Origin of the sequence: Prauserella endophytica (genome assembly GCF_005146945.1) — a bacterium.
Taxonomy (GTDB): domain Bacteria; phylum Actinomycetota; class Actinomycetes; order Mycobacteriales; family Pseudonocardiaceae; genus Prauserella_A; species Prauserella_A endophytica.
This window is the reverse complement of record NZ_SWMS01000001.1, coordinates 510,710-522,569: the sequence shown is the minus strand read 5'-3', so window position 1 is coordinate 522,569 and position 11,860 is coordinate 510,710. Positions and strand designations below refer to the sequence as shown.

General features: G+C 68.7%; 11 protein-coding genes. 4 read left to right on the top strand and 7 right to left on the bottom strand.

Annotation, left to right across the window (positions count from 1 at the left end; translation table 11 throughout):
* The first annotated feature begins 4 nt into the window (after positions 1-4).
* Positions 5-901 carry a galactofuranosyltransferase GlfT1 gene (gene glfT1 / locus FCN18_RS02600; RefSeq protein ID WP_112266150.1) on the top strand — a complete coding sequence of 299 codons (897 nt, stop codon included), beginning with the start codon at positions 5-7 and terminating at the stop codon, positions 899-901.
* Between the two features lie 54 nt (positions 902-955).
* Here glfT1 and FCN18_RS02595 read toward each other — a convergent pair whose 3' ends face one another.
* From FCN18_RS02595 to FCN18_RS02580, 4 genes are all read right to left on the bottom strand, one after another.
* The gene (locus FCN18_RS02595; protein WP_137093037.1) at positions 956-2,440 is read right to left on the bottom strand and encodes a hypothetical protein; all 1,485 of its coding nucleotides are present in this window, start codon (positions 2,438-2,440) and stop codon (positions 956-958) included.
* 5 nt (positions 2,441-2,445) lie between these two features.
* Entirely contained in the window at positions 2,446-3,036 is a 591-nt protein-coding gene (locus FCN18_RS02590) for a DUF3558 family protein (protein WP_137093035.1), read from the bottom strand.
* Between the two features lie 6 nt (positions 3,037-3,042).
* The gene (locus FCN18_RS02585) at positions 3,043-3,507 is read right to left on the bottom strand and encodes a hypothetical protein (protein WP_228713590.1); all 465 of its coding nucleotides are present in this window, start codon (positions 3,505-3,507) and stop codon (positions 3,043-3,045) included.
* A gap of 133 nt (positions 3,508-3,640) precedes the next feature.
* A complete protein-coding gene (locus FCN18_RS02580) occupies positions 3,641-4,423 on the bottom strand; it encodes an ESX secretion-associated protein EspG (protein WP_112266146.1) in 783 nt (260 codons plus the stop codon).
* A 119-nt stretch (positions 4,424-4,542) separates the two neighbouring features.
* On the opposite strand from FCN18_RS02580, the gene FCN18_RS02575 reads away from it, so the two are divergent.
* A complete protein-coding gene (locus FCN18_RS02575) occupies positions 4,543-4,785 on the top strand; it encodes a hypothetical protein (RefSeq protein WP_137093033.1) in 243 nt (80 codons plus the stop codon).
* Between the two features lie 49 nt (positions 4,786-4,834).
* On the opposite strand, the gene FCN18_RS02570 is transcribed toward FCN18_RS02575, so the two are convergent.
* On the bottom strand, positions 4,835-6,775 hold the full coding sequence (locus FCN18_RS02570; RefSeq protein WP_112266144.1) for a glycosyltransferase: 1,941 nt from the start codon (positions 6,773-6,775) through the stop codon (positions 4,835-4,837).
* Between the two features lie 84 nt (positions 6,776-6,859).
* Positions 6,860-7,306 (bottom strand): GtrA family protein, encoded by a 447-nt coding sequence (locus FCN18_RS02565; protein ID WP_112266142.1) that lies wholly within the window; start codon positions 7,304-7,306, stop codon positions 6,860-6,862.
* 70 nt (positions 7,307-7,376) lie between these two features.
* Here FCN18_RS02565 and FCN18_RS02560 point away from each other — a divergent pair, with 70 nt between their 5' ends.
* Together FCN18_RS02560 and FCN18_RS02555 are read left to right on the top strand one after the other, a co-directional pair.
* Positions 7,377-8,759: an FAD-binding oxidoreductase gene (locus FCN18_RS02560; protein ID WP_206077787.1), complete on the top strand. Its 1,383-nt coding sequence runs from the start codon at positions 7,377-7,379 to the stop codon at positions 8,757-8,759.
* Positions 8,756-9,511: a decaprenylphospho-beta-D-erythro-pentofuranosid-2-ulose 2-reductase gene (locus FCN18_RS02555; RefSeq protein WP_137093031.1), complete on the top strand. Its 756-nt coding sequence runs from the start codon at positions 8,756-8,758 to the stop codon at positions 9,509-9,511. The genes FCN18_RS02560 and FCN18_RS02555 overlap by 4 nt, the downstream gene beginning before the upstream one ends.
* A gap of 85 nt (positions 9,512-9,596) precedes the next feature.
* Here the strand turns inward: FCN18_RS02555 and FCN18_RS02550 are convergent, their stop codons facing one another.
* A complete protein-coding gene (locus FCN18_RS02550) occupies positions 9,597-11,762 on the bottom strand; it encodes an ArnT family glycosyltransferase (RefSeq protein WP_137093029.1) in 2,166 nt (721 codons plus the stop codon).
* Positions 11,763-11,860 lie beyond the last annotated feature (98 nt).

The following is an 11,860-nucleotide window of genomic DNA, read 5'->3' as shown; positions in this document are numbered from 1 at the left end:
AGCCATGGAGCCGTTGCCGGAGGGCGCCGTCGTCGCCGTGGTGGTCACCCGCCACCGGCGGGAGCTGCTGGCCGAGTCACTGAAGGTGATCGAGGCACAGACGCGGCCCGTGGACCACCTCATCGTGGTCGACAACGGCCCCGACGTGCCCGCGCGCGACGTGGTCGAGGCGTACTCGCTGCCCGCCACCTACCTGCCGTCCCACCGCAACCTGGGCGGCGCGGGCGGGTTCGCGCTCGGGATGCTGCATGCGCTGGCGCTGGGCGCCGACTGGGTGTGGCTCGCCGACGACGACGGAAGGCCCGCCGACGAGCACGTGCTGCAGGTGCTGCTCGACGAGGCCCGGCAGCGCGACCTCGCCGAGGTCTCGCCGATGGTGGTCAACATCGACGCCCCGGAACGGCTCGCGTTCCCCCTGCGCAGGGGGCTGACGTGGAAGCGCTCGTCGGCCGAGCTGGGCACCGACTTCCTGCCGGGCATCGCCTCGCTCATGAACGGGGCGCTGTTCCGCGCGTCGACACTGGAGGTCACGGGCGTGCCCGACCTGCGGCTGTTCTTCCGTGGCGACGAGGTGGAGCTGCACCGCAGGCTCGTCCGCTCGGGCCTGCCGTTCGGCACGTCGCTGCGCACGGCCTACCTGCATCCGAACGGCTCGGACGAGTTCAAGCCGATGCTGGGCGGCCGGTTCCACGCGCAGGACCCGGAGAACGACGTCAAGCGGTACTACACCTACCGCAACAGGGGCTACCTGCTGTCGCAGCCGGGGATGCGCAAGATCGGCGCTCTGGAAGTGCTGCGCTTCGGCCTGTACTTCGTGGGCGTGAAGCGGGACCCGAAGGCGTTCGCGCAGTGGCTACGCCTGGTCCGTCAGGGCCGCAGGGAACGCTTCTTCCGCTACTGACCCTCTCCCGAGAAGGGGCTCCGAGCTTCGGGCTCGGGGCCCCTTCTGCTGCGCTTATTCGCCGATGACGGGCGGCGCCGTGCGCTGGTCGGTGCCGAACACCTCGTCGGGGTCGCCCTCGACGAGGTAGGTGGGCCGCTGGTGCTCGGCATCCTCGCTGCCCTGGCCACGGCCGGCTCCTGCGCCCATGCCCGCGGCACCCATACCGCCCCGGCCTGCCGCCGCGGCGGCGCCGGGCGCCGCCGCACCGCCGCCCATGGGGCCCATGCCGGGCTTGGCTGCGCCGGACGCGGCACCGGAGGCCGCACCCGCGCCCGGAACCCCACCGGCACCGGCGCTGCCACCGGGACCGAAGCCACCGGCCCCGCCGCGCCCCAGCTTGCTGGCGTAGTCGGACCCGCCCGCGCCGTAGCTTCCGCCACCGCCCATGGGACCCATCGGCATGGGACCCATGCTGTTGAAGTTGCTGTTGCCGTTCCCGGTGGGCACCCTCGGCCTGCTCGTGGTGGGCGGCCGGTAGCCGGATGGAGCGGTGCCGGGCGTGCTACCGGTGTAGCTGCCGGGCAACGGCGCCGGCGACGAGTAACCCCCGCCGGGACCGCCGGGACCGGAACCGCCACCGCCGTAGCTGCCACCCCCACTCCCGCCGGGGACGGTGCTCCCACCGGGAATCGAGCCGCCGCTGTAACCGGACGCGTCGGTCCCCCCGTTGCCGGGCATGCTGATGCCGGTGCCCGGCGGCTTGAGCCCGGTGCCCTCGCCGTTGCCAGTGCCGAACTTCGGCGGCTCGGCGAACACGGGCTGCTTCGAGGCGGCCGTGTAGAGATCGTTGTCGTACTGGGTCATCACCCGCGCGGCCTCGGAATGGACCTCCTGGCTGCGCTGGTACGTCTCGAACGTCTCGTTCATGTTGGAGACGATGTTGAACGGGTTACTGCCCCAGCGCTGCATCTCGGTTTCCCAGTTGAAGGGAACCTCTTCGGGCATGCTGTTCTTGGCGGTGGTCGCCGCCTCGGACTGCTGGTACATGACCTCGGAGGCGAGCTGAGCGTTCTGGGAGTTCCCATCGGCCCAGGTGCTGAGGCTCTGGAAGTACCCGTGCGCCTGATCGGCTGCCGCACCTTCCCACTCGTGCTGGGACTTGCCGACGGCCTCCTTCAGCTGGTCCGAGAACTCCTTGAACGCGGTGTGCAGTTCGTGGTAGGCGTCAGAGATCTTGACGACTTCCTCAGTGTTGAGGTTCTGCGCCAGATAATGGGTCATGGCACTGTGGTCGTGGCCCTGATAGTCGGCCCCGGAAGGCTGCAGGCCCTCCACGTACTGCACGTCGCCCGATGACAGCTCGCGAACCTGGTTGTTCGCGATGTCATCGGCTTGCTGGCCGGCCTGCATCCTCGCCTGGACCCGCTCGATCAGACCGAACAGTCCGGTCGTGTCGACTCCAGCCTCGGCCATCTCATTGAGCGCCTGTTGCCGTTGGGCTGGCGCCATCTGCGCGAGCTGTTCCGGTGTGTACTGCGGCGGATGCGCGGTGGTCATGTCGCCTACCCCTCCGACGGCAACTTTGGTTCGACAACATCGGCGACCTGGGCCGCCAGTTCACATGCGGGCTCCGTGTCGAGGCCAGTCACACCGATGTCGACACGAGCTTGATCACTCAGCGCGAGAGCGATAATGCAGCCACCGGGCCCTGGCACCTGCGCGATCTCACGTCCGTTGAGCTGCCCGGTGTTGATTCCCAGTCCGACATCGTTCACCTCGTCCACGGCCTGCTCGTCGCGTACGCCGACGATCAACGTCGGCAGGGACCCTGCGCTGCTCCCGTCCCGCTTCGGGTAATAGCTGCACCCGCGGGCGCCGAGCTCATCGCGAGTCTCAGGCTCGGTGAAGCTGCCGAACTGCTCGGCTTCAGCCACAGTCAGCAAGACGCAGGGGTCTATCGCCTCGGGCGAACCTGCTTGATCGGTCGGCGCGGCGGACGAAGTCGGCGACTCGTCACTCGTAGCCGCGCTACTCGGTGAGTTGCCCGGCGTGGGCGATGCGGTGCCCCCTTCGCTACTCGCGCAGCCAGCGAGCAGGCATAGCCCAGTGACCACGACGGCAAACGGCAACGTACGGAGCGTCCTAACTCGCATTGTCAATCAAGCCTCACGCGTCGCGAGTCCCTGGGCGGTCGCCGCCTCGTTTTCCTGGTAGTTCTTGACGGCCTGTCCCAAGGCCTTGTCGGCGTCTTCGAGCACCTGACGGAGTTGGTCGGCAACAGCGGCAGCTGAGCCGGCAGCACCCCCTCCGCCCTTTTGGTCGTGCTGCGCGACGGTCTGGCCGTAATCGTGACTCCCCAGCTTCGGTGCCTGGGTGATCCAGAAGAATGTTTCGGCGCTAAGCCGGTCGAGGCGACTCTGCATTTCGACCAGCGCGTTCCGCAGCGGTGTGACTGCTCCCTCGCTAATACGGAAGTGGCCCGAGTTGGCGGCGCTGATCAACTGCTGCGTCGCGGCCTTCGCCTCCCCGATGGCCTTGGTGTCCACCGCGGACACCGCTTTGCCGATGGCAGCGCCCCACGCGCTGGTGTCCGGCGCCTCCCCCGAATCCCATGCGATCGGCATCGTTACCCCACATCCTCGCCTGTGTCGTCCGACGGCAGTTTACAAGTCGACCACCCACCGCGACGGGCGTTCACAGAATCCTCTCCACGACCGCGGTATGACGCGGCCACGGCCACGTCCGGTTCCACTTCGGCTACAGATAGCCCTCTAGCTGGGCATACAGCTGCTGCGCGATGCGGGCGTTGTCGCCGGGCGCGTAGGTCAGCCACTGCTGGCCGTCCTCCGCCTCCCGCTGGGTGCAGAAGTACCGGCCGTCCTCGGTGTCGAACCACGCGATCGGACCGAGGCTTACCTCCTTGCCGTCCCGGCCGCGCACGAACGCCGCGAACTGGCCGATTCCTTCCTTCGGCTTCTCGAACAGCCTCGCCACCGCACGCTCCTGCGACGCCGAGTGCGAACGCGGCGGGGCCACGCCCGCGAACGGGTCGTAGCCGCCCTCGTCGGGCGCTCCGTGGCGGGGCCTGCGACGCGGAGCCGGCTTCGCGACCGTCACCGACTGGCCTCCGGCCGCGGGCGTCAGGGGCAGGAGGTCGACGATCGCCGAGACGAAGTTCGTAGGCCTGACCTCCTCGAACACCAGCAGGTTGCCGTCCTGTCTCGCGACCACCGCGAACTGGCCGTCCGAGGCCGCTCTCGCGAACAGCTTGTCGTCCTTCTTCAGCTGCGCGGCCGCCGCGACCGCCAGCGGAGCCTTCACGAAAGTCTCCAGCGCGAGCTGCGCGTCGGCGTCGAGCCGACCACGGCTGAACAGGTCACGGTTCTCCAGGTCACGGAAGACCGCCTCCCTGACCTGGGCTCGCTGCGTGTGGGTGGTGCCCATGTGAGGGATCTGGAACGGGAACGGCGCCTTGCCCAGCTTGAGGTGCTCCAGCAGCATGTCGACCGCCACGAGCGACAGCGAGAACGAATGCGCCATTTCCCAGCTCCCCCGAATTTCCTCGTTTGCTGGGAACGCACGTTATCAGCAGCCTCGAAGGCTCCGCTGTCAGCGAACCAATCTTGCCGGGGCGATCACGGGCTGCTGTTGTGGACCGCATGGCCGATGAGAAACCCACGCTGGTCCTGCACCTGGTCAGCGGTGGCGAACCGCTGCTGTTCTCCGTGCATCCCGACGACGTCGCCGAGCTCACGAAGCAGCTCTACCTGTACCTCGACCACGGATCGGTCCAGACCATCCGCACCAGGGAGGACGTGAACCTGCAGGTGAACTTCGCTCACGTCGCGGTCGCCTACATCGACGACCTGCAGCGCAAGGGGAAGGTCTTCGGCCTGCACTGAGGAACAGGCCGGGGTGGTGAGTGCCCCCCGGCACTCACCACCCCGACGATCACAGCCGGTAGAGCCGCGTCCAGTTGTCGCGGCTGGTCAGCTCGGGCAGCGCGCGCTTGTACTGCGCCTGCACCGCGCGGCCCTCCTTGCGGAGCCGCTGGATGGTGCGCACGCCGCGCTTGGCCAGGTCGAACATGCGGTCACGGTCGTAGCGCCGGACCCGCACGCCCTCCTGCGACGCGTCGGTGACCACGGCCGTCTCGAACAGCGACACGTGCCACCAGTGGGCCTCGTCGCTCGGGATGGCGCCGAGCGCGAACCGGTGCTTGCCGAGCACGCGGTTGAGGATGCGCTTGAGCAGCACCAGCCGCTGCATGCTAGGCCTCGGCGCGGTGTTGATGATGCCGATGTCGTTGGAGGCGATGCCCGGCACGTCGGTGGCCGGGTACCTCTTGGTCTCCGGGTACTGCGCCCGGATCTCCCGGATCTCCTTCATCGCGGCGACCCCGCCGTCGTGCAGGATGTCCGGCCCCTCGAGGAAGTCCTCGACCGCCTTGATCAGGGTCGCCGAGAGCCCGTACTGCATGCCGAGCAGGTAGCGCACGAGCTGCGCCATGAGCACGCGGGAAAGCACGTTGAGGTCGAACGGGCTGTGCAGCGCCGCCGTGATGATCGAGTTACGCAGGTTGAAGTAGCGGTGCCACTCGTCCCAGTCCTTCCAGTGGAAGTCGGCGTGCCAAACGCCCGCGCCGGGCAGGGTGACCGTCGGGAAGCCGTGCGCCCTCGCCCGGTAGCTGTACTCCGCGTCGTCCCACTGGAAGAAGAACGGCATCGGGTAGCCGATCTCCTTGACGACCTCGTACGGGATGAGGCACGACCACCAGCCGTTGTAGCCGGCGTCGAGGCGGCGCTCCTGCCGGTTGGGCTTGCCGGACTCCTCGTCGACGCCCAGCAGGTCGGCGGTGCTGAGGCTGTGCTCGACGGGCTGGCCGGGCTCGAGTGTGTTGAGCCGCGCGTACTCGGCGCCGACGTGCAGCTGGTTCGGGTGCAGCAGGTTCAGCATCTGCCCGCCGACGATCATCGGGTTCGCTGCGCGGTTCGAGAACGCCGTCAACCGGATCACCAGGTCGGGCTCGAGCAGCACGTCGTCGTCCATGAACAGCACGTTGGCGTGCTCGGTCTCGGTGTGCCCGGCGACCTCGTACAGCCCTCGCGTGAAGCCGCCCGCGCCGCCGAGGTTCGGCTGCTTGATGTATCGAAGCTTGGCGCCGAGCCGCTCGGCGACCTCGGCGAAGCCGTCGCGGGAGTCGACGGTGTCGGTGCCCTGGTCGGCGACGTAGATGGCGTCGAGCGTGTCGAGCGCGGGCAGCGAGTCGGCAAGCGCCTTGAGGTTCTTCAGGCAGTCGTCGGCGCGGTTCATCGTGCAGATGGTCACGGCGGTCGGACGCACCTTCTCCGGCGGCTCGACGGTCCAGCGGACGTCGGAGACGGTCAGCCGCTCACCGGCCTCGGTCTCCAGGTCGAGCCACAGCGCTCCGCCGTCGTAGAACTTGTCCAGCTTGGCCTCGAGCGCGACCGTCCGGGGCTGCTTGGCGTTCTCCACCGACGTGGCCGTGATCGTGCGGGGCTCGCCCGCGACGTCGGAGGCCCGCACGGCCAGGTGGCCGGAGCCGGTGACGGTGGCCTCGACGGTGACGGTGGGGACGTTGGTCCAGCGCTGCCAGTAGCTCGCCGGGAAACGTCCGAAGTAGGTGTTGCCGGAGACGCGGGCCGAGGGCTCGAGCGTGACGCTATCGCGCTTGCGGGACGCGACGCCCTCCGTGATGTCGGAGTAGAGGTCCTTGCTCACCACATCGGACGGCCCGGCGAAGAGGCCGCGCTGGGCGAGCAGCCTGCCCTGCGGGGTGTGCTCGGAGAACAACGCCTGCTCCTCGTTCGCCGGGGCTTTGCCGTTCGTGGCCGGCTGTTGTGCGGTTGCCGGAGCGGCTTTACCGGGCATCAGACCTCAGTCCTCCAAGGAAAACATTTCGCGGGGGGCTGCCAGTAAGGTACAGGCCAACCCTGAGGACAACGCACAAGGCCATCACGCACGGGGTTCGCGGAACACGACCCACTTCAGCATCACGAAATTGATCGTGGTCGCCGTGCCCTGCGCGATGATCCACGCGAGCGCGACGCGCCACGTGAGTTCCGGCAGCAGTTCCAGTGCCAGCGCGTTGGTGCCGACGTTGACGAAGAACGTCACCGTGTAGAGCAGCATGAAGCCGCTGATTTGCCCGGCTCCACCCTTTTGGGCGGCAGTGAAAGTAAAGCGGCGGTTAAGGAAATACGCCGTCGTGGTTCCGGCGATGAAACTGATCGCCTTCGCCAGGTGCACCCACGTGCCCGCCTGGAGCAGCAACCAGTAGATACCGGAGTCGACCAGCGCGCAGAAACCACCGATGAGCGCGAATCGAACGAGTTGTGCCAGCAGACCGGGAGACGCTGGCCTGCTCGCGGCCTCACTGGCCTGGGAGTCGGTCGCCACCACTGCTCTACCTCATCGGCCGGGAATCTGTCCGGTCCGAGTCTCGCACACGGGCATCGCTACCCTGGGCCGGGTGAGCGCAGCGACTCCAGAACCCCACACCGAACGCCAGGCACTCGCCGGGTGGGGCCGCACAGCCCCGACGATCGCGAACGTGCTGAGCACGCCCGACGTCGAGACGATCGCGCGTGCGGTCACGCAGGCAGGTGAGCGCGGCGTCATCGCCCGCGGCCTCGGGCGGTCCTACGGCGACCCCGCGCAGAACGCGGGCGGGCTGGTCGTCGACATGACCGCGCTCAACCGCATCCACTCGATCGACCCGGACAGCGCGACGGTGGACGTCGACGGCGGCGTGAGCCTGGACGCGCTCATGCGCGCGGCCATCCCCCACGGGCTGTGGGTGCCGGTGCTGCCGGGCACGCGCCAGGTCACCATCGGCGGCGCCATCGCCAACGACATCCACGGCAAGAACCACCACAGCGCGGGCAGCTTCGGCAACCACGTGCTGTCGATGGACCTGCTGACCGCCGACGGCAGGGTGCGCACGATCACCCCCGAGGGCCCGGAGTCGGAGCTGTTCTGGGCGACGGTCGGCGGCATCGGGCTGACCGGCATCATCGTGCGGGCGAAGGTGCGGATGAAGCGCACCGAGACGGCGTACTTCGTCGTCGACGCCGACCGCACCTCGAACCTCGACGAGACGCTGGAGCTGTTCACCAACGGCTCCGACCTCAACTACGACTACTCGATGTCGGTGCCCGACCTGATCTCCAAGGACGACCGCCTCGGCCGCGCCACGTTCTCCCGTGGCTCGCTGGCCAAGGTCGACCAGCTGCCGGAGAAGCTGAAGGCCGACCCGCTCAAGTTCGACGCGCCCGTGCTGATGACGCTGCCGGACGTGTTCCCCAACGGGCTCGGCAACAAGGTCACCTTCGGACTCATCAACAACTTGTGGCAGCGCACGGTGCCGAAGAAGGGCGCCCGCGGCAAGATCCAGAACCTGACGCAGTTCTACCACCCGCTCGACATGCTGAGCGAGTGGAACAGGGCCTACGGATCGGCGGGTTTCCTGCAGTACCAGTTCTCCGTGCCGTTCGGGCGCGAGGACGACCTCAAGCGCATGTGCCGCAAGATCGCGAACTCGGGGCACTACTCGTTCCTCAACGTGTTCAAGCGGATGGGCGAGGCGAACCCGGCCCCGCTGTCGTGGCCCTCGCCCGGCTGGATGCTCAGCGTCGACTTCCCGATCAAGGACGGGCTCAGCCGGTTCTGCCTTGAACTCGACGAGGACGTGCTGGCCGCGGGCGGGCGGCTCTACACGGCGAAGGACTCCCGCACGACTGCGGAGACCTTCCACCGCATGTACCCCCGCCTCGACGAGTGGCGCAAGGTCCGCCACTCCGTCGACCCCGACGGCGTATTCATCTCGGACATGGCCAGGAGGCTGGAACTGTGATCGACGCGGTGGGCAACCCCCAGTCGCTGCTGCTGCTCGGCGGCACCTCGGACATCGCTCTGGCGATCGCCGAGCAGTACCTCGCGAAGCGTCCACTGAGGATCGTGCTGGCGGCACGGCCCTCCGCGCGGCTCGACGCCGCCGCCAAGCGGCTCGAGGCCAAAGGCGCCGATGTCTCCACTGTGGACTTCGACGCCAAGGACACCGCCTCGCACCCGGCCATGCTGGACAAGGCGTTCGAGGGCGGCGACATCGACGTGACCGTGGTGGCCTTCGGCCTGCTCGGCGACGCGGAGGAGGTCTGGCAGGACCACGCCAAGGCTGTCGAGCTGGCGACCGTGAACTACACCGCGGCCGTCTCCGTGGGCGTCGCGCTCGCGGACAAGCTCAAGAAGCAGGCGCACGGCAAGGTGATCGCACTGTCGTCCGTCGCCGGTGAGCGCGTACGGCGCTCGAACTTCCTGTACGGCTCCACGAAGGCCGGCTTCGACGGCTTCTTCCTCGGCCTCGGCGAGGCCCTGAAGCCCTCCGGCGTCACGGTGACCGTGGTTCGCCCCGGCCAGGTGCGCACGAAGATGACCGAGGGCATGGGCAAGGCCCCGCTGGAGCAGACCGCCGAGCAGGTGGCCGAGATCGCCGTGAACGCCTCGCAGGCGGGGAAGGACCTCGTGTGGGCGCCCGGCACCTTCCGCTGGGTGATGTCGGCGCTGCGGCACGTGCCGAGGCCGATCTTCCGCAAGTTGCCGATCTGACCCGACGAGCCGCGCCGCCCTGCTGCAGTGAAGGCCACCTTCACTGCGTTGAACGCAGGCATGGTGGCCTTCACTGCAGCAGCCGCTACTGGATGAACCAGTAGCCGAAGGAGGTGTACTCGGGGTAGGGGCTCAGCATCGGTCGAACCGGTGCGAGCTCCACCGAGACCGTCGACGACGTGATCGCGTCCCCGGGCACGGTGAACGACTCGTTCGTCCACCTGTCCCGCTTCGGCCCGAGCCGCCAGACGCCGACCTCCCGGCCGTCGACGAGCACGCGCACCGACCTCTCCTCGCCCGGCGCCAGAATCCGCCCGGCGATCTTCAGCGGCTTGCCCGGCTCGAGGTTGTGCGCCGTGAACGCCTCGCCGCCCACGATCACGCGGCCGCTGTCGATCACGTCGTCCTGCCTGCGCAGGAGGCTGTTGGGCTGCAGGCTCGGCTGCTCCATGCGGGCCTCGTAGTCGTGCGACTCCTCGCTCTCGAGGTCTCCCGCGTTGAGGTAGTCGCGAACGTCCCCCGGCACGGGGCACGCCTCGCCGCTGCCCGCGAGTTGCCAGTGCGCCTCGTAGACCTTGAGGTCCTCGAACGGCACGATCCGGAACCCGGTGAGGTCGGCAGGCGCGCGCACCGGCAGCGTCTGCAGCGGCTCCGGGCCGAGGATGCCCGCGTCGACCAGGGGGCGCATCGGCGCGCCCGGCTGCGGCTCGTAGATGGCGAAGTAGTCGGGGCGCTCGCCTGGCGGCAGCTTGCGCAGCGCCTCGTACAGCGAGCCCGTGCCGTTGTTGCTGGCCTCGGCGAGACCGTTGGTGGCGAGACCGATCGTGTCGATCACCTTGCGGTTGCCGAAGTAGGCGACTGCCCCGACGTCCTTCACGGCGACGATCGCGTCCCTCGGCAGGTTGCCGTCGATCCAGGCTCCCAGCGAGACGTCGGTGTCGCGGATGGTCGCCGCCTCGCGCCCGAGCCGCACGCCCCACGTCGGCAGCGCGACCAGTGAGAACAGCAGCACCACGACGAGCAGCACGTGCATCCCGATCCGGCGCGCCCGCTCCGCGAACGCCACGCGCGTCAGCGCGTACACGCCGCAGACGGTGAACAGGATGTACAGCGGCATGAACGGGTGGAAGTAGCGCAGCTCGTGGATCAGCGCCGTGGACAGCGTCGACACCGACAGCACGACGGCGCCGAAGCCCAGCCCTACCGCGAGGAGCAGCGGGCGCCACCGCTTGCGCGTGACCAGCAGGTACGCCAGGCCCACGAGGAACACGACGAGCATGCCGGGGAACGCGAAGTCCTGGCCGTTCATGCCGTTGAAGTAGTCGACGGCGCCTCGGATGTTGGCCACCGTGCGGTCGATGAACTGGCCCAGGTAGAACACCGGGCGGTCGTTGAGGTGCGACTTCGACTGCACGCCGTTGGCGGTGAACGTGCCGGTGGCGAGCCGGTAGAAGAGGTACTGCGCCGCGGTGGCGGCCAGCGGCACCAGGGCCCACAGCGCGGACAGGACGACCTTCCGCTCGCGCCGGACGCCCCAGAGCGTCCACAGCATCGCGCCGCAGAGCATGATCGCGAAGATCATGCCCTCCGGCCGGACCAGCGCCATCGCAGCGGCGATGAGCGGCGTCCACCGGAAGCGCACCGCGGGCCGCTCCTTGACGAACGTCAGCACCGAGCCCGTGACCAGCAGGGACGTCAGCCCGACCTCCATGCCGCTCGCCGCACCCCACAGGAGCGGCCCGCTCACCGCGACGAGCACGCCGGCCCACACGCCGACGGCGCGGCTCACGAGCGCGCGGCCGAGGTGGTAGACGAGACCGGCCGTGATGGCCATGCAGACGACGCCGAACAGCACGGCGAACGTGAGGAAAAGGGCGCCCTTGAAGCCGAGGAAGTAGGCGGTGCCCAGCACGAACGCGTAGAGCAGACTGCTCGCGCCCGTGCTGATGGGGTCACCGGTGTTGTACTGGAACGGGTGCCCCTCGCCGAGCTGCTTGCCGTACTGCAGGTGGATGTAGACGTCGTCGAGCGGGGCGACGAGGTTGCCCTGGTTGTAGGCCATGTCCACGACCACGAACACGCCGCCCAGCACGAGCGAGAGGCCGCCGATCAGCCAGGCAAGACGGTCCCGCCGGGCCAGCAGGGCGCGGATGCGCCTTCCGGGCTCGGCTGTCCTCGGCGACTCCGGGGCGGACTCGGCCTCGTCGCCGGGGGTGTCGCTCTGTCTGTCCGTGTCGGCTGTCGTGGTCATCTCTCCCCGCCTGTCGGGCATGTGTTCGTAAGCTACCGACCAGATCGCGCGTGGCCGCGACTGGGTTGACCCGCAGCCCAGGTGGGTGCGCGTGAGCA